An 18,123-nucleotide genomic window follows, 5' to 3' on the forward strand; every position below is an offset into this window, starting at 1 on the left:
CGTCCGCCGGGCCGCTCCGGCGTCCTGCGTTCAGCGGGGCTTGACCAGCGGGAACGTGATGGTTTCGCGGATCCCGAGGCCGGTGAAGGCCATCAGGAGGCGGTCGATGCCCATGCCCATGCCGCCCGTCGGCGGCATCCCGTGCTCCTGGGCCTGCAGGAAGTCCTCGTCGATGCGCATGGCCTCGTCGTCGCCGAGGTCGGCGAGGCGGGCCTGTTCCACGAACCGTTCCCGCTGCACGACGGGGTCGACGAGCTCGGAATACCCGGTGGCGAGCTCGAATCCGCGGACGTAGAGGTCCCACTTCTCCACGACACCTGGGAGTTCCCGGTGCGCACGCACCAGCGGCGACGTTTCGACGGGGAAGTCGCGGACGAACGTCGGGGAATGCAGGGAATCAGCGATCCGGTGTTCCCAGAGTTCCTCGACGAGCTTTCCGTGGGTCCAGCGCAACGCGTCGACGCTGATTCCCAGGCGTTCCGCCACGGCGAGGAGGTGTTCCCGGGAGGTTTCCGGGGTGATCTCCTCCCCCAGGGACTCCGAGAGCGAGGGGTACATGGAGATGGCGGCCCATTCCCCGCCGAGGTCGTAGGCCGAACCGTCGGCGAGGGTGACCTGCTGGGTCCCGAACGCCTCGGTGGCGGCGTTCTGGATCAGGTCCTGCGTGAGCCGGCCGATCGAGTCGTAGTCGCCCCAGGCCTGGTAGGTCTCGAGCATCGCGAACTCGGGCGAGTGGGTGGAGTCGGCGCCCTCGTTGCGGAAGTTCCGGTTGATCTCGAAGACGCGTTCGATGCCGCCGACGACGCAGCGCTTGAGGAACAGCTCCGGCGCGATGCGCAGGTAGAGGTCGGTGTCGAACGCGTTCGAGTGCGTCACGAACGGGCGCGCGCTGGCCCCGCCGTGCAGGGTCTGCAGCATCGGCGTCTCGACCTCGAGGAACCCGCGGTCCTCCAGCGTCCGGCGCACCGCACGGACGACGTTCGAGCGCGCCCGGACGTTCGTGCGGGCCGCCTCGCGGACGATGAGGTCCACGTAGCGCTGCCGGACGCGGGTCTCCTCGGACAGTTCCTTGTGCAGGACGGGCAAGGGACGCAACGACTTCGAGGCCATCAGCCAGGAATCGGCGAGCACCGAGAGTTCCCCCCGCTTGGAGGAGATGACGTTGCCGCGCACGAAGACGATGTCGCCGAGGTCGACGTCGGACTTCCACGCCGCGAGGGCGTCCTCGCCGACGCCGTCGCGCGAGACCATGGCCTGCAGCCGGGTGCCGTCCCCCTCCTGCAGGGTCGCGAACACCAGTTTCCCGGTGCCCCGCAGGAACACCACGCGCCCGGTGATCCCGACCTGGTCGGTCGTCTCCTCGCCCGCCTCGAGGTGGGCGTACTGCTCGCGCAGCTGGGCGAGGGACCCGGTGCGGGGCACCGAGACGGGGTACGCCTCACCTCCCGCGGCGAGGATGCGGTCGCGCTTCTCCCGCCGGACCCGCACCTGTTCGGGGGCGTCGTCGAAGTCCTCGTCGGGACCCTGCGCCGCGTCGGTCTGGTCCGGGGCCTGCGTGTCGCTCACGCCTCCAGGTTAGTCGGGATCAGTTGTCGGGTCGGCCCACGACGAGGGGGACGTTGTCGATCAGGCGCGTCGAACCCACCCGGGCCGCCACGGCCAGCAGCGCGTCCCCGCGGTAGTGCTCGCGCACGTCGGCGAGGTCGAGCGGGTCGACGAGGGCGAGGTAGTCGACGCGGGCGGCGGGTTCGGCGACGAGGACGTCGCGCGCGGCCCGGCGGACGGCGCTGGGCCCCTCGCTCGCGGCGGCCGCCCCGGCCGTGAGCGCCTTCTGCAGCACCAGCGCGACCTCGCGGTCGAAGGGGGTCAGGTAGCGGTTGCGACTCGACATGGCCAGACCGTCGCCCTCGCGCACGGTGGGGACGGCGACGACGTCCACCCCGAGGTCGAGGTCACGCACCATCCGGCGCACCAGCAGCAACTGCTGGGCGTCCTTCTGACCGAAGAACGCGAGGTCGGCGCGGGTGAGGTGGAACATCTTCGCGACGACGGTCAGGACCCCGTCGAAGTGGCCGGGACGACTCGCTCCCTCGAGGACCGTGCCGAGCGGTCCGGCGGCGACCCGGACGCCGGGATCACCGTCGGGGTAGACGACGTCGGGGCCGGGAGCGAACACGACGTCCGCACCGGCCGCCTCGGCCAGGCGCAGGTCGTCGTCGAGGGTGCGCGGGTAGCGGGCCAGGTCCTCCCCCGCCCCGAACTGCAGGGGGTTGAGGAAGATCGTGACGAGGACGGACGGGGCGCGGCGGCGAGCTTCGGCGATGAGCTCCGCGTGCCCGGCGTGCAGCGCGCCCATCGTCATGACGACGGCGACGGGCCCGTCGAGGGCCGAGCGGGCCGCGGCGAGTTCGGCGCGGGTCCGGGTGACGGTGAGGCTCACGGTTCTCCAGTTCGGTGCAGTTGCGTGCGCACGGCGTCGGCGAGCGCGGCGGTCAGCCTGCCCGAGGCCTGCGCCCGGTCGGTCGCGACCCCCGCCAGCTGGACGTAGGTGGCCGCGGTCCGCGGGTCGTGGTCGGTGAGGACCCGCAGGTGGGTCGCGACGGTCCCCGCGTCGCCCCGGGCGACCGGTCCGGTGAGGGCCTCGTCGCCGTGGGCGAGCACGTTCTCGAGGGCGGCCTGCAGCAGGGGACGCAGGACCCGTTCGGCGTTGTCCCCCACCGCGGCGCGGGCCGCGTCCAGGGCCTGCGCGACGAGGGTGACCAGGTGGTTCGACCCGTGGGCCAGGGCGGCGTGGTAGAGCGCGCGTTCCGCGTCGGCGACCGCGACGGGGGACGCGCCCCACTCGCGGACGAGGGCGTCGGCGACGGGCGTGAGGACGGCGGAGCTGGTGACCGCCACGGCCGCCCCGAGGAGGCGTTGCAGGTCCAGCGAGGTCCCGGTGAAGGTCATGGCGGGGTGCAGCGCGAGCGGGAGCGCCCCGTTCGCGGCGGCGGGACCGAGAACCCCGGTGCCGTGCAGACCGCTGGTGTGCACGACGAGCTGACCGGCCCGGACGTTGCGGGCGAGGCGGCTGACGAGCGGTCCGAGGACGTCGTCGGGCACGGCGAACAGGACCAGGTCGGCCGCGAACGCGTCGCCCGGTTCGATCCAGGGGACGTCGGGCAGCAGGGCCTCGACGCGTTCGGCGTTCGCCCGGGTCCGCGCGGAGACGCCGGTGATCCGGTGTCCCGCGGCCCGCAACGCGGCCCCCAGGACGGGCCCGACCCGGCCTGCGCCGACCACGGCGACGTCGAGCCTGCCTGCGGAGTTCACGTCCGGAACCCTAACCCTCCGGCCCCGGACGCACGACGGCCCCGGGTTCGGGTCGTGGACGCACCGCACCCGTAGGTTCGGCACGGTGCGTCCACGACCCGAACCCGGGGCCGACGGGGGTCAGCTCCCGAGCAGGGCGGCCTGTTCCGCGCGGAGGGCGTCGATGAGACGGCCTTCCGGCAGGATCACGTCGTCGTAGGTCAGGACCTGGTCCTTCTTCACGTCGTTCTTGAGGACGCAGCCCTCGGCGACACCCATCGGCAGCAGGTTCTGCGCCTTGGTCGCCGCGTAGGTCTCGGCCACCCCGTAGGTGTCGTACCCGCCGAGGCGGTCGATCTCCCGGCCCGCGGCGAGGTCGGTCTTGGCCGTGGTGACGACCTCGACCTTCACCTCGTCACCGGGGACGATCGTGGCGTCGGCGAACAGCACCGCACGGGCCACCGTGAGGGGGACCTCGAAGTGGCACAGGTGGTACGGCGTGTAGAACGAGTACAGCGGCCCGGTGCCGAGCTTGTACAGGTTCAGGTAGTGCTGCTGCTTCGGGTCGTCGTGGGTGCCGAGGACGTAGACCCCGGGGCCCGGCTTGGAACCCACGACGTAGTCGACGACGCCGCCGAGTTCCTTCAGCGCCTCCACGTCGTACATGGTCGTCAGCTCGTCGACGTGACCGCGGTGGTCGGCCCCGCGCATGCCGCGCTTCTCGATCGAGAACCCCGCCGCGTTGGCGACCAGCGCCTGCTCGAACGACACCTTCGTGCCGTCGGCGAAGCTCGTCACCATGTAGGGGTCCTGACCCCACTGCTTGGCGAACCCCTCCTGGGTGGTGGGGTTGCGGTACTCGTCCTGCAGACCCTTGATGTTCCCCGACACCAGCGGCGTGACGCCGATGGAGCGCACGAAGCGGATGAGGTTCATCTGGACGCCGGGCTGGTCGCCGTCGCAGCCGGTGTAGATGACCCCGGCCTTCTCGGCGCGGGTGCGCAGCGCGAGGCCGGCGGTCCCGTCGACCTCGGCGTTGAGCAGGACGATGTGCTTTCCCGCCTCGATCGCGCGGACGACGACGTGCGCGCCGTACTCGGTGTTCCCGGTCGCCTCGACGACGGCCTCGACCTGGCCCGCGTCGACGACGGCCTCGTAGGAACCCGACACGACGGGCTTCCCGGCGGAGATGGCCCGGTCCACGGCGGCGGCGTCGTCGGCCTCGACCACGCCGGTGACCCCGGCCTGCTCGTAGGCGTCACGGGCCTTCGACACGGTCCGGTTGGCGATGGCGACCAGTTCCATGCCCGGCACGGAGTTCACGACCTGGTTGACGAAGCCGCGGCCCATGAACCCGGCACCGACGAGCGCGACCCGGATGGGGCGCCCCTCGGCCTGGCGCTGCTGGAGCGCCTTGTCGACGATGATCAAGAGAGCACCGCCCCGTCCGCGAGCAGCGTCCAGGACGCGTCCTTGTCGCTGATGACGGCCACGTCGCGCACCCAGGGCAGGGCGAGCTCGGGGTCGTCGAAGCGCAGACCGCGTTCGGTGCCCGGGGTGTAGCTCTGGCTCACCTGGTAGGTGACCTCGGCGCCGTCGGTCAGCGTGAGGTACCCGTGGGCGAAGTACTCCGGGACGTAGAGCGCACGACGGTTCGCGGCGGAGAGCTCCACCGCGACGTGCTGGAACCGCGTCGGGGAGTCCGGGCGCAGGTCGACGATGATGTCCTGGATGGCGCCGGCGGTGCAGCGCACCAGCTTCGCCTCCGGGGCCGGGTCGACCTGGGTGTGCATCCCGCGCAGCGTCCCGGCCTTGTGGTTGAAGGACAGGTTGCACTGCTCGACGGCCGGGTTCAGGCCGGCTTCGAGGAACTCGTCGCGGCAGAAGGACCGGGCGAAGAACCCGCGGTCGTCCGCGCGCTCCTCGAGGTCGATGATCGCGACGCCCTCGATGTGCGTGGTCTGGATCTTCACCGGGTGATCCCCGAGACCGGCTGCGTGCGCCAGAAGAGTTCCTTGTCCAGCTGCTCGGTGCGGATGAGGTGCTCGAGCTGCTTGAGGCGGGTGTGCCCCTTGCCCTTGAACGTCTCCTCGTCCAGGTCGATGGCCCGGAAGACGTCGATGAGCTGCTGGGCGCCCTTGTCGGCGTTCCAGTCGCAGGAGAAGCCCTCGAGGGTCGAGTGGATCTTGTCGAAGTTCACCTTGTAGCTGCGGTTGTCGCCGTTGTTGCTGGCGCCGAAGGTGATCTCGGCCTCGGGCAGCGCGCGGCCGACGGCCTCGGCGATCTCGCGGACCCGGTAGACCTGCTCGGAGTCGCCCACGTTGAAGATCTGGTTGTGGATCGCCTCGCGCGGGGCGTCGAGCACCGCGCGGATCGACTTGGCGATGTCGAGGCCGTGGACCAGCGGACGCCAGGGCGAACCGTCGGAGGTCATGGCGATCTTGCCGGTGGTGTAGGCGAGGCCGGCGAGGTTGTTCAGCACGATGTCGAAGCGCTGCCGGGGCGAGGCGCCGTAGGCGGTCGCGTTGCGCATGAACACCGGCGAGAAGTCGTCGTCGGCCAGCGGCGCGACGTCGCGTTCGACGAGGGCCTTGCACTCGGCGTAGGCCGTCTGCGGGTTGACCGCGGAGGTCTCGTCGACGGTGTCCTCGGCCACGCCGTAGACGGAGCAGCTCGACATGTAGACGAAGCGCTGCACCCCCGCCTGCTTGGCGATCTCGGCGAGGCGGACCGAACCCTTGTGGTTCACCACGTAGGTGACGTCGGGGATCAGCTCACCGAGGGGGTCGTTGGACAGCTCCGCCATGTGCACGACGGCGTCGGCGCCCGCGAGGTCCTCGACGGTGACGTGGCGGATGTCCTTGGCCAGGGTCTCGACCGAGGCGGTGACGCCGTTGTAGAGCCAGCCCTGCTTGTAGTAGCCGGTGTCGATGCCGAGCACCGAGTGGCCGGACTCGAGCAGGGTGGGGGCGAGCAGGGCGCCGAGGTAACCCTCGGTCCCGGTGACGACGATCTTCACAGCAGTTCTCCGGTTCCTAGAAGGGGGGTTTCTCAGTCTTCCCAGGTCTTCCACGGCGCCTTGCCGGAGTCCCAGAGCTTGTTGAACTCGGTCCACTCCCGGAAGGTGTCCATGCCCAGCCAGTAGCCCTCGTGCTGGGAGACCGTCAGCTGGCCGTCGCGGGCGACGGTCTGCAGCGGCTTCTGCTCGAGCATCATGTCCGGGTCGTCCTCGAGGTACTTGTCCGCGAACGCGCGGTCGAAGACGAAGAACCCGCCGTTGACCCAGCCGTCGGCCAGCGTCGGCTTCTCGTTGAACTCGCTGACGGTGTCGCCGGTGACGTGCATCTCGCCGTAGCGGGAGCTCGGGTGCACCGCGGTGACGGTGGCCAGGCGGCCGCCGGCCTCGTGGTCGCGCAGGGTCTTGGCGATGTCGACGTCGCCGAGCCCGTCGCCGTAGGTGAGGACGAACTTGTCGGCGGTCAGGTGCTGCTCGACGCGCTTGATGCGGGCGGCCGTCGCGGTGGTCAGACCGGTCTCGACGAAGGTGATCTCCCAGTCCTCCTGCACACCGTTGGTGTGGAAGGTCGGGTCGTCCTGGGTGGACAGGTTCAGCGTGAAGTCGCCGGCGTTGAGCCGGTAGTCGAGGAAGTAGCGCTTGATCATGTCGCTCTTGTAGCCCAGGCACAGGACGAACTTGCGGAAGCCGTAGGAGCTGTAGAGCTTCATGATGTGCCAGAGGATCGGGCGACCGCCGATGTCCACCAGCGGCTTCGGCAGCTTCTCGCTGGCCTCGCGCAGTCGGGTGCCCATGCCACCGCAGAGGATGACGACGGGGATCTCGGACACGGGCGTCTGCGACGTGCTGGCGGTTTCGGTCATGTCTTTCCCTCACTCGGAACCGGATCGGTTGCGTCTCGTCGACGCCTGCCCCACCTCGTCGGGGAGGCGGCGTCACACGTGGGGGAAGTCACCCGTGGTGCGAGGGGAACGTTCACCGGTGGCGGTCCGAACCCCCCACGAATCCGTGCCACCGGTTTCCCCGTCGAGGTGCTGACGCGAGGCTACTACAGCGACCCGAACACGGAGCGTGAACTTCGCCGGAGTGGGCTAACGCCCCTCTCTTGCGCCTCAAACACCACGAAGAGCAGACAACACGTCACGCAGAGGAGTCATCGCGGTCTCCCACGAGAACGACTGCGCCACGTCGGCAGCGGCCGCGCCGAGCTTGGCCGCCTGCTCCGGATCGGTGAACAACTCCACCAGGGCCGCGGCGAACGCGTCCGCGCCGTCGGCCACCCGGAGCACCGCACGGTGTTCCTCCAGCCCCTCCAGGCCCAGGCTGGTGGTGACGACGGCCCGGCCGCGGGACAGCGCCTCGACGAGTTTGATCTTCGTACCGCCCCCCGAGAGCAGCGGCACGACGCACACGTCGGCCCGCTCGTAGAACGGGTCGACGGAGTCGACGTCGGAGTGGAACTCCACCCCGTCCGGCTCGCCGGCCGGACGCGGGTGCGCGGCGCTCAGACCGCGACCCACCGCGAGGAACCGCGCCTGCGGGACGCCGGCCAGGACCTTCGGCCAGACCTCGTCGAGGAACCAGCGCAACGCGGCCTTGTTGGGGCCGTAGTCGAGGGCACCGACGAACAGCGCCGTCCGCGCACCCGGCGGGAGCGTCGGCACGTGCTGCGCACTGGTGACGCCGTTGGGCACGAAGGTGCTGGCGATCCCGCGGGCGGCGAGGACCTCCTGGTCCCGTCGGCTGCAGGCCGTGACGTGCTCGGCGCGGCGGGCCGTCGCGAACTCGAACCGGGCGAACCGCGCCACCTCGGGGGCGAGCACCCTGGCCGCGAGCGGCTTCTCGGTGCGCAACCTGCGGGCGATGAGGTCGGACTCGACGTTGTGCAGGTCGAGGACGTCGATGCGCACGTCGGTCGGCACGTTGACCGCCATCTGCGGGAAGTCGACGTGCACGACGTCGCCGGAGCGGACGCCGATCGCGAGCAGGTCGTGGATCCGGCGCGAGAACCACTTCCCCGCGAACAGCGAGCCCTTCAGGACCGCGGCGGGTGTGGGACGTGGGGCCGAGACCTCGTGGACCTTCACGTGCGCCGGCAGCACCTCGCGCCACCCGGGCCAGGTGTCGAAACCCACCACGTGGACCTCGTCGAACACCTGCGCGTACACGTCGATCACGGCCCGGATGCGCTGGCGCCCACCGGAGTCCGTGCTCGCGGGGAGTTGCTTGGCGACCACCCAGGCCGTGCGGGGAGAACTCACCTGCTGCGCTTCTTCCAGGCTCCGCTGCGCGAACGGCCGAGCGCCCGCGGGATGGACAGGGCGAAGATGACCGGCGGCATGCCGACGGCCTGACCGAGGACCCGCAACGGAGCCGCCGCCTTGCCCTGGAGCTTGTCGCCCTTGAGGTAGGCCGCGACCGAGACGGCCTCGGCGAGCAGGAACGCCTGGCTGAACCGGCTCCGGGGCCGGGCCAGGCAGGCCGCAGTCAGCGTGAGCTGCGCGGCGGGGCCCAGCGTGGAACGCCAGCCCTTGTGCATCGCGAAGTGCAGGAACTTGTCGTCTCCCGACACGAACGAGCGGCGGAAACCCCAGAACAGCCGCAGCTGCCCGCTCATGATGCGCACGCGGCGCTCGAGCTGGTCGTTGCGCGGGGCGGAGTCCTCGACGGCCACGCACTCCGGCACCACGCCGACGTTCAGCCCACGACGGGCGAAGTCGAAGGCGAGGAAGAGGTCGTCGTTGAGGACGGACCTCGGGATGGGCCGGAAGGACTCCCGGCGCAGCGCCACGGCCTCACCGACGAGCGCGAGGGACCCACCGCGACCGGCCTCGGTCTGCTTGATCCAGTTCTCGTAGCGCCAGTACAGACCCTCGTCCTGGGCGCCGGACTCCTTGCGGACCCCGGACGCGAGGTGCAGGTCGGTGGCGACGCGGTCGATGAGCGCGCGCAGCCCCTCCCCCGGCACGAAGGCGTTCGCGTCGAGCAGGACGACGATGTCGGCCTTGGAGTTCTCGATGCCGCGGTTGACCGCGGCGGCCTTGCCGGCACGCTGCGCGGACCAGTCGACCCGGCAGCCGAGTTCCTCGGCGACGGCGCGGGTCTTCTCGTCCTCGTCCACGACGATGGTGATGCGGTCCAGCGGCACGCCCTCGCCCAGCAGCTGCGGGACGGTCTCGGCGAGGATGCTCGACTCACCGAACGCCGGGATGAGGACGTCGACGTCGTCCCACGTCCAGTCGGCCTCACCGGGCTTCGGACGGTACGGACTGCGCGGCGCGATGCGCTCGCTGGCCAGCAGGTACAGCGGGTACATCACGTGCCCCGCGAAGGACATGACGGTGAGTGCTCCCACCGCAGGACTCGGACGACGCAGCTTCACGCGTGGTTCCCCCCAAAACAGCCGTCGAGGCCGGTGAGACCCGTCGACCGTGCCGGTCGTCGGACCCCCCTCACCACCCCCGTGGTCCCCACGCTGTTCGCGGGGTGTTCGGCGCATTCTTGCAAGGGCGTCCCGGCCAGGCAACAACGGCTTACGTGTTCTACTCATCACGCACAGTAGTTTCACGACGTTTCCGAGAGCGTTCCGTCGCAAGCCATGACAAAGCGTGAGACATGTTTTACAGCGAGTTAGTTTTTCTAGAAGAACTTCGACCGGAGAATTCGCAGAACCACCCGTTCGCCACCCTGCGTCACCCTCATGGGTCCCCGACCGGGGGGTCCACACTGGATCGCGGCGCCCCGCTCGGCGACGATGCATCCGTTCCCGGGTGCCGGACACCGGCGCGGGGGCACGGGGGATCGACGATGGGGGGACTCGGTGGGGATTCGATGGGGACGGGGACGAACGTGAGCTCGCACGTGACGCAGACCAGGGGCGGGACGATGGACGGGGCGACGGAGAGCGCGGGCCGCGAGGACGGCGGAGGGGTGCTCACCCACGACGTGGAACTGGTGCTCGTCAGCTACCGCAGCGCCCACCAGATCCGCGCCCTCCTCGAGAACCTGCCCGAGGAGCTCCCCGTCGTCGTGGTCGACAACGCCTCCGACGTGGACGGGTTGTCGCAGTTGCCGGCGCAGCGTCGCAACACCCGCTACGTCGACTCCGGGGGCGGGAAGGGTTTCGCCCGTGCCGCCAACATGGGGGCGCGGACCTCGACCCACGAGTTCGTGGTGTTCGGCAACCCCGACTCCCGCCCCACCCTGGAGCACCTGCAGACCCTGGTGGCCGACGTCGCCGGTGACGCGACCCTGGCCGCCTCGGCCGCGACGATGGCCGGCGTCAACGGGAAGGTCGAACTCGGCGTCGGCGGCTGGGAACCCACCGCGGCCCGCGCCCTGGTCCACGCCGCGGGCCTGCACAAGGTGTTCCCCCGGGCCGGGCTCTACGCGAAACCCGCCCCCGGCGAACTCCTCGAGGTCGACTGGACGACGGGTGCGTGCATGGCCGTCCGACGCAGCACGTTCCTCGCGCTCGGGTGCTTCGACGAGGACTTCTACGTCTACAACGAGGACATGATGTTCGGTCGCAGCGCCCGCGCCGCCGGCCTGCACGAGAAGCTGCGCACCGACGTCATCGTCCCGCACGCCGCCGGGGGGTCCGGCGCCCCGTCCCTGGAGATGCTGCGCCTGCGCGGCGCCGCCATGCGTCGCTACCTCGGCCGCCACCACGGCGCCGCGACCGTGAACGGGATCAGTTCCGTCCTCGCCCTGGGCTACGCGGTGCGGACCGTGCAGTGCCGGGTCCTGCGCCGCACCGACCGCGCGGACCAGCACTGGGCCTACGTCAAGGGTGTGACCACCGGTCGCGCCAGCGTCGCCGGTCGCGTCGTGATGGAACGGCTGAAGTAACCGCTCCGTCCCGCCGGGAACGCAGGAGCGCCCCCGTCGACCAGGTCTCCCTGGTCGACGGGGGCGCTCTCACGTCGGACGACGGTCCGGCGCGGCAGGACTCAGAAGAGTTCCTTGTACTTCGCCGCCGAGTTCGGCATGCGGGACCCACCGTTGAGCAGCCAGCGGTGGTTGTCGATGTCGCAGTTGAACTGGACCTCGTAGGCGAGCTGACCGGCGCCGGTCCCGGCGTTGGCCTTGAAGAAGTCGTACATGCCCTGGACGAAACCGGGCGAGTCACCGTCGTCGGCGTTGCCCGACCACTCCGACACCGACAGCGGCAGACCCTGGCTCTTCGCGAAGGCGAGGTGGGCGTTGATGCCCTTGGGGGCGCCGTAGCCGTCCTTGTCCCAGGACTGCGCGTTGAACTGGTCCACGGTGGCCGCGTAGGGCCAGTTGTTGTAGTAGTCGACCGACAGGACGTCGACGTACTGCTTGCCGGGGAAGAAGTTCGTCCAGTTCATGCCGGGGCCGTTGGACTCCTTGTTCACCGAGAAGACGAGCTTCGCCTCGGGGAAGATCTGCTGCTGCAGAGCGCGGTAGCGCTTCCAGGAGGTCATGAAGTCCTGGTAGTTGTTCTTGTTCACGCTCCAGGAGAACCAGTAGCCGTTCATCTCGTGGGCGAAGCGGATGTACATGGTTCCCTGGCGACCGGCCCAGAGCGACTTCAGCTTGGTCAGCGAGGCCGCCCAGCGGGCGTCGTAGCGACCACTGGCGGCCTGCGACCAGGTTTCGCCGGAGTCGATCCCGCCGACGGCCATGTCCATGGAACCGTTCCAGTTGCCGTACTCGGCGCCCTTCCACAGCGTGTAGAAGTTCGCGGAGTTGTCGGCGTTGCCGGCCCAGCTGGAGACGATGTCGAGGTTGCTGCCGCGCCAGTTCCCGAACTGCCCGTCGGCCGCACCGACCCCCGAGGAACCGGACATCCACTCGTGGCCGGAGGCGTTCCGGGTCGGGCCGGGGGCGACGGGAGGAGTGGTGGGGGGCGTCGTCACAGGAGGTGTCGTCACCGGGGGCGTCGTCACGGGGGGCGTCGTCACGGGGGGCGTCGTCACGGGAGGCAGCGTCGGGGTCGGGTTCGACGGACGCGGCGTCCCGCTCACCGCACCGGAGTTCTCGACGAGGATCGCGCTCACGGTGGCGTAGTTGCGGGTCTGGGAGAACCCGAGGTTCAGGGTCCCGTCGTCGACCTTGACGGTGAAGGACTTGTTCAGGGCGACGTTCTTTCCGACCTCGGCGAAGATGTCGAGGTTTGAGATGACGTTCTGACCCTCCGCGGTGACCGAGAACACGCGGGCGCCACGCTGCGACCAGTAGGTCTCGGCGGTCTTCAGCGTCACCTTGTAGGTGCCGTTGGCGACGGGGGCGCTCCACCCGGTCATGCCGTAGTGCTCGGACTGGAACAGCTTGTCGTTCGTGGTGCCCGCGATGTCGACGCCGGTGGTGTTGGGGTTCTGCCAGCCACCGGCGAAACCGCTGTCCGCGTTCCAGACCTTGCCGGCGGAGTCGGTGAAGGAGCTCTTCAGGGTGCTGACGCGCACCACACCGCTGTCGGCCGCGTTCGCGGCGGAGACGCCGGCGGCGGTGAGACCGCTCGCGACGGTGGCGATGGCGGCCGTGGACAACAGGAACTTCGAAACCTTGCTCATGGGGTGGATCAACCTCGCTGTGGTCATGGCGCCGTCCGCAGGAGGGGAGCGGAGGAACCGTGTTGGCCCGTTCGGGGTGACACCTGACCCATCGGTGCGAGTGCCGGGATCCTTGAGCAGAAATTTTCCCGGAACCTGTAACGCAGGGGCCCGGGGCAGCGATGAGCATGCCCGTCCGGTGATCACGGGGTGAGCGGGCAACCCGTCGGGACGTCCCCGATCGGTACCATCGGACGGTGAGACTTCACGTCGTCTACCGCTCGCACGGCGGGGAGAACAGCAAGGGTCGCCCGTCCTGGTACAGCAAGCGGGTGGGACTCGCGTCCTTCTGCGCCGCGGTCGCCGCGGTCCGCGCGCAGCGTCCGGACGCCGACGTCGAGGTGGTGTTCCTCAACGACGGTCCCGTCCCGGGCGACCGCCTCGAGCTGATGCAGCTCTGGGGCGACCCGGTGGGCTTCGAGGGCGGTTCCAACCGGCGCAGCTACCTGGCGGCGCTGGCGCTGCCGCGCCGCCGCTCCTGGGCGGCGCAGGACGTCCTGCTGCTCGCCGAGGACGACTACCTGTGGCGGCCGGAGGCGCTGGTGGCCCTGGTCGAGGCCGTGAGCGACCCCGCCAACGCCCACGCCGACTACTTCGCGCCCTACGGCGAGGAGGTCGAGGACACGGGCCTGCCGGCGCGCTGGACCCCGCTGGTGAGCACCACCAGCACCTTCGCGGCCCGCGTCGGCGCCGTCCGCGAGGACGAACGGCTGCTGCAGCTGTGCGCGCTCTCGGGCGGGAACTTCGACTACGCGAGCTGCCTGACGCTGCAGGGCCGGCGGCGCTTCACGCTGCGCGAGCTGCTGGAGCACCACGACCCGGCCGAGGGCACGGCGGCGTGGAGGTCGGCGCTGCGGCGCGGGTACCTGTTCGGGATGCGTGCGGCCGTCGACCTGCGCTCGCTGCGCCGCCCCTCGCGGCGGCGGGTGCTGCTGGGCGCCGAGCCCGCCCTGGCCACCCACATGGAGCTCGGCTGGATCGCCCCCGGCCCGTGGGAGGAGATCGCCGCCGCCGGCGCCCCCTCCTGAGCCGCACGGGTCGGGATTCCTGAGCCGCGCGGGTCGGGATCGTTGGCGCCAACCATCCCGCCCAGTGACACGGTTGGCGCCAACCATCCCGCCCAGTGACACGGTTGGCGCCAACGATCCCGACCGGGCGCACGACGAAGGGCCCGGCCCCACCTGGATCAGGTGGGGCCGGGCCCTTCGGGCGTCACGGCTCAGCCGCGGCGGGAGACCTCGGGGGTCTGGGGCTGCGGCGGGGCGACGGGGCGCTGACGCAGCGGTTCGCTGCGCTCGCCGGAGGCCGGCGTCCCGTTGCCGGTGTCCCCGACGACGACCTGGGCGACGACGGCCGGGGCCGCGATCGAGAGCTGCGCGAGGGTCCGGCTGATGACCTCGGCGCGCGGTTCGGCCTCGATCTGGACGAGCACCGCGTCGACCTCGCCGGCGACGGCGAACGCCACCGGGGAGTTCACGACGGACCCGCCGACGAAGATCACCAGGTAGCCGGCCTCGACGAGGTGGCGGACACCGGCGCCGACGACGTGCGGCTGCAGCGAGCGGGCGTCCAGCGGCAGGACGCCGACGACGGCACCGCCGCCGATGACCCACGGGTGGATCTCGTCGCTCCAGCGACGCTCGGGCAGGATGCGCTGCTCGGTGCCGGCCACGGGGGCGCCGAAGGCGGCCAGACGGGAACCGCCCTCGTCGGCGTCGACCAGCACGACCCGGCGCCCGGCGCGGGCCGCGGAGGCGGCCAGACCGGTCGCGAGCGCCCCGGCGTTCCCGGTGGCGGCGGTCACCAGCACGCTGGAGACCTCCAGGCGCGGGGTGCGCAGGTGGCCCAGGTGCTGCAGGCCGACGAGGACGATCCCGGCGTTGCGGGACTCCACGGAGTTCTGGTCGCCGATGCCGCGACCGCGCGGGACGGCGTTCCAGCGACCGAGCTCGGCGATGCCCTCCAGCGGGGGGGTGTCGACGCGCTGGTTGAGGTGCGCGCGCCACGCCACGGCCCCGGAGGCGGCGAAGAGGCCGACGAGGAAGGCCAGGGCCGCGATCTGCCAGGCGTACGGCGGTGCCGCGGCGGTCGGCACCGTGGCGGCGTCGAGCACCGAGATGCCGTTGCCGTAGGCGCTGGCGTTGAGGTTGATCGTCTGCTGCTGCGCCCGGTCGGTGCCCACGGCGGTCAGCGCGGCGGTGGTGGCCTGCTGCACCTTCTGCGTGTTCACCGTCTGGTAGGCGGTCGCGACGGCGTCGGCGATGGTCGCCGCGTCCTGGGGGTCCGTGGCCGTCGCGGTCACGGTGATCTGGTTCGACTCGTCGACGGCGACGATCTCGAGGCCGTCCTTGAAGGTCGAGCGCAGGTCCGTCGCCAGCGTGCCCTGGGCGACGGAGAGGACGGTCTCGGAGCTGGCGACCGCGGCCTGCAGGGTCGCCCACTTCGTGGGGTCACCCAGCGAGGACGCGTTCGACGTCGTCGGGTCGTAGGGCCGGTCCTTCGACAGCGTGATGGTCGACGTCGCCGCGTACGACGGGGTCAACAACTGCGACGGCAGGACGTAGCCGAGGACGGCCATGAGGACGGCCACCACCAGGATCTTCCACCGTTGACGGCTGATGGCACCCCACGCACCAGAACCGCTCCGGACGTGCGAGCTCGTTGTCACCGACTACCAGTCCCTTCCCAGACGTGACGCAAGGACTGCGCCCCCCTCAACGCAACGACCCGGCTTCACCCGCGGCCCCCACCGCCCGTTACCCGGTGCTGAGTGCCCCCTACGTCGTGTGATCAGGCACACGACGACCGCTGCGCGCGCCACTATTGCACCTCCCACCGGGGCTTGTCGGGCGTTGTCACGCAGGCGGCCGAACGGGGGTGAGAGCACTGCTGCGAACGTGTGAAGTTGTCACGGAGGGCCCCCCGACGGGCGGGTGCACCGGCCCGAGGCGACCCTGGCCGCACGTCGCGCCGCCTAGCATGAGGCACCGCGGGGGGACCGCGAACGGCTGCGTCGGGGGGCGCACCGGAGGAACGGGGGGACGACGCGTGAGCGAGCAGACAGCCGGTGTGACCGCGTGAGCGACGCGCTGCAGCGGAGCACCGGCGTCACACCGGCGTTCCCGACGGTGCGTCCGGCCCGGCCGGGTCTGCCGGGTCGGGTCGGCCCGGGTGTGCCCGGCGCGACGGCGGACGCGCTCGACCCCGACGCCCGTCTCGTGCGCCGACGCCGCTCCGACGGCCCCCGCACGACGAGCACGGCCGACGCGCGCGTGATGGTCGGCATGACGATCGTGATCGTGGCGCTCACCGTGCTGCAGCGGGTGGCGCTGCCCCTGGGCTCACCGGTCCCGGTGACCATCCCGATCGTCGCCGCCGTCCTCGGCTACCTGGCCTACCACGGTCTGGTCCGCGACGACGGTGCCGCGGTGCGCACCTACGTCCTGGCCATGACCGCACTGGCGGTCTTCGCCCTCGTCGACGTCGTCTGGCGCGGGACGGGGGCCCTGACCTCGCTGATGCTGCTGGTGGTGACGTGGGCCGCCCTCTGCTTCCGGGTCGACGAACGTCGCCTGCACCTCTTCCCGCGGGTGCAGCAGCGGTTCGAGGCGTTCATGCTCGTCTTCGCCGTCATCGGCATCCTGCAGATGCTGACGCAGTTCGCCGGCGTCTGGGGCTACGTCGACTACGTGCGCCAGGTCGTCCCGGGGAACCTGCTCTTCCAGGGCTACAACACGTCGTACCCGATCGAGTACGGCTCCCCCGTCATCAAGGCCAACGCGTTCGTGTTCGTCGAGCCGTCGGTGTTCTCGCAGTTCCTGGCCCTGGCCCTGCTCTCGGTGCTGAGCCGGGGCCGCCAGTACTGGCGGGTCCTCGTCTTCGGCGCCGCGCTGGTCTGCACCGTCACCGGGACGGGGTTCATGGTCCTGGGCTTCGGGCTCGTCGTCCTCGCGCTGCGTCGGGGCGGGCTGTGGGCGCTGCGCGCCGGCATCGTGCTGGGCGTCGCCGCGGTCGTCGCGCTGCTCACCCCGATCGGGCCGATCCTGCTGAGCCGCACCGGTGAGGCCGGTCAGACGAACTCCTCCGGGAGCCTGCGCTTCGTGCAGCCCTACGAGTACCTGCTGCAGCGCTGGTCCAGCGACCCGTGGTCGATCGTGACGGGCCTCGGGCCGGGGATGGCCGACCGCATCTCCGACCAGATCTTCGCCGCGACGGGGCTGCCGATCAGCTTCGCCGGCGGGGTCAAGCTGATCCTCGAGTACGGGGTGCCCGCCTCCGTGCTCGCCGGGGTGTTCCTCTACGTCGCCGTCGTGCGCCGTTCCCCCGCGCCGACCGTCGCGCTGGCCGCGATCTTCCTCAACGCCGTGACGAGCTCGAGCTTCCTGGCGGCGAACATCTTCTACGTCCTGCTGCCGATGGCCGTGCTCTTCGTCGGCCGCCGCACCGAGCTCTCGACGCGCGAGGAGCGACAGCTCGAACGCGAGCACGAGACGGAGCTGCGCACCGCGCGGCCCACCCCCTGGATCCCGAGCAGCCCCCCGACCGGAGGAACCCGTTGAGCCGTCGTCCCCTCGCCCGGTTGCGCGGCGACCTGGAGCACATGGTCGAACCGCAGGGTCGCTCGACCGGGGCCTGGTTGCCCGACGTGGTGGCCCGCGTCGCGCTGGTGCCGCGGGTCCGCGCGGTCGTGCAGCTGCGCCTCGCCCAGGCCGTCGCACCGCGGTTCATGCCGGCGGCGCACCTGCTGCAGGCGCGCACCCTGCGCTCGGCCGGGGCGGAGATCTCCCCGTTCGCCGAGATCGGCCCGGGGCTCTGCCTCATGCACTCCACCGGGATCGTCATCGGCCCGGACGTGCGGATCGGGCGCGGTCTGCGGATCTACCAGAACGTCACCCTCGGCGACGGTTCGACGCCGGGTCAGCCCGTCGTCGGTGACGACGTCACCATCGGCGCGGGGGCCTGCGTCCTCGGCGGCGTCCGCGTCGGCGACCGCGCCGTCATCGGGGCCAACGCCGTCGTGACCCGTGACGTCCCCGCCGACAGCGTCGCGACGGGCGCGCCCGCGGTCTCCCGTCCCCGCCGCCCGGGGATGGACCCGCGCCTCGACGAGCTCGCCGGACCCCGGCCCGCCACCGTCTGACCGGTCTCCTCCGACGTCTCGTGAAGCCCCCTCCGGTCCGACCCGGAGGGGGCTTCGTGCTGTCCCCCGGCGCCGACGCACGGGGGGACGCAGGAGGC

The 18,123-nt window shown here is 71.0% G+C and carries 15 protein-coding genes; 4 read left to right on the top strand and 11 right to left on the bottom strand.

Going from position 1 to position 18,123, the window contains the following annotated elements; all coding sequences use genetic code 11:
• Nucleotides 1–30: 30 nt before the first annotated feature.
• The 9 genes from lysS to SJY07_RS09455 all read right to left on the bottom strand — a co-directional run bounded on the left by lysS (nt 31) and on the right by SJY07_RS09455 (nt 9,662).
• Nucleotides 31–1,566 carry a lysine--tRNA ligase gene (gene lysS / locus SJY07_RS09415; protein WP_380158615.1) on the bottom strand — a complete coding sequence of 512 codons (1,536 nt, stop codon included), beginning with the start codon at nt 1,564–1,566 and terminating at the stop codon, nt 31–33.
• Nucleotides 1,567–1,585: 19 nt separating this feature from the next.
• Entirely contained in the window at nt 1,586–2,440 is an 855-nt protein-coding gene (gene panC / locus SJY07_RS09420) for a pantoate--beta-alanine ligase (protein WP_328294515.1), read from the bottom strand.
• Complete coding sequence (locus SJY07_RS09425; RefSeq protein WP_380158617.1) at nt 2,437–3,312, bottom strand: Rossmann-like and DUF2520 domain-containing protein; 876 nt, start codon at nt 3,310–3,312, stop codon at nt 2,437–2,439. Before SJY07_RS09425 ends, panC begins: the two co-directional genes overlap by 4 nt.
• Nucleotides 3,313–3,432: 120 nt before the next feature.
• Nucleotides 3,433–4,722, bottom strand: coding sequence for a Gfo/Idh/MocA family oxidoreductase (locus SJY07_RS09430; protein WP_328294513.1), 1,290 nt, complete (start codon nt 4,720–4,722; stop codon nt 3,433–3,435).
• Nucleotides 4,719–5,264 (bottom strand): dTDP-4-dehydrorhamnose 3,5-epimerase, encoded by a 546-nt coding sequence (locus SJY07_RS09435; protein ID WP_328294512.1) that lies wholly within the window; start codon nt 5,262–5,264, stop codon nt 4,719–4,721. Before SJY07_RS09435 ends, SJY07_RS09430 begins: the two co-directional genes overlap by 4 nt.
• Entirely contained in the window at nt 5,261–6,310 is a 1,050-nt protein-coding gene (locus SJY07_RS09440; protein ID WP_328294511.1) for an SDR family oxidoreductase, read from the bottom strand. Before SJY07_RS09440 ends, SJY07_RS09435 begins: the two co-directional genes overlap by 4 nt.
• Nucleotides 6,311–6,342: 32 nt before the next feature.
• Entirely contained in the window at nt 6,343–7,170 is an 828-nt protein-coding gene (locus SJY07_RS09445; RefSeq protein ID WP_328294510.1) for a glucose-1-phosphate cytidylyltransferase, read from the bottom strand.
• A gap of 249 nt (nt 7,171–7,419) precedes the next feature.
• Nucleotides 7,420–8,568, bottom strand: a complete 1,149-nt coding sequence (locus SJY07_RS09450; protein WP_380158621.1) for a glycosyltransferase — start codon at nt 8,566–8,568, stop codon at nt 7,420–7,422.
• Entirely contained in the window at nt 8,565–9,662 is a 1,098-nt protein-coding gene (locus tag SJY07_RS09455) for a glycosyltransferase (RefSeq protein WP_380158623.1), read from the bottom strand. Before SJY07_RS09455 ends, SJY07_RS09450 begins: the two co-directional genes overlap by 4 nt.
• A gap of 506 nt (nt 9,663–10,168) precedes the next feature.
• On the opposite strand from SJY07_RS09455, the gene SJY07_RS09460 reads away from it, so the two are divergent.
• Entirely contained in the window at nt 10,169–11,158 is a 990-nt protein-coding gene (locus SJY07_RS09460; protein WP_380158624.1) for a glycosyltransferase family 2 protein, read from the top strand.
• A 101-nt stretch (nt 11,159–11,259) separates the two neighbouring features.
• Here the strand turns inward: SJY07_RS09460 and SJY07_RS09465 are convergent, their stop codons facing one another.
• Nucleotides 11,260–12,846 carry a malectin domain-containing carbohydrate-binding protein gene (locus tag SJY07_RS09465; RefSeq protein WP_380158626.1) on the bottom strand — a complete coding sequence of 529 codons (1,587 nt, stop codon included), beginning with the start codon at nt 12,844–12,846 and terminating at the stop codon, nt 11,260–11,262.
• A gap of 236 nt (nt 12,847–13,082) precedes the next feature.
• Here SJY07_RS09465 and SJY07_RS09470 point away from each other — a divergent pair, with 236 nt between their 5' ends.
• On the top strand, nt 13,083–13,913 hold the full coding sequence (locus SJY07_RS09470) for a hypothetical protein (RefSeq protein ID WP_380158628.1): 831 nt from the start codon (nt 13,083–13,085) through the stop codon (nt 13,911–13,913).
• A gap of 191 nt (nt 13,914–14,104) precedes the next feature.
• On the opposite strand, the gene SJY07_RS09475 is transcribed toward SJY07_RS09470, so the two are convergent.
• A complete protein-coding gene (locus SJY07_RS09475) occupies nt 14,105–15,475 on the bottom strand; it encodes a hypothetical protein (protein ID WP_328294504.1) in 1,371 nt (456 codons plus the stop codon).
• Nucleotides 15,476–15,962: 487 nt separating this feature from the next.
• Between SJY07_RS09475 and SJY07_RS09480 the strand changes: the two genes are divergently transcribed.
• Nucleotides 15,963–17,444 carry a hypothetical protein gene (locus tag SJY07_RS09480; RefSeq protein ID WP_380158630.1) on the top strand — a complete coding sequence of 494 codons (1,482 nt, stop codon included), beginning with the start codon at nt 15,963–15,965 and terminating at the stop codon, nt 17,442–17,444.
• Complete coding sequence (locus tag SJY07_RS09485) at nt 17,441–18,025, top strand: serine acetyltransferase (RefSeq protein WP_328294502.1); 585 nt, start codon at nt 17,441–17,443, stop codon at nt 18,023–18,025. The genes SJY07_RS09480 and SJY07_RS09485 overlap by 4 nt, the downstream gene beginning before the upstream one ends.
• Nucleotides 18,026–18,123 lie beyond the last annotated feature (98 nt).

It is taken from the genome of Kineococcus sp. R86509 (genome assembly GCF_042466365.1).
In the GTDB taxonomy this organism is placed as follows: domain Bacteria; phylum Actinomycetota; class Actinomycetes; order Actinomycetales; family Kineococcaceae; genus Kineococcus.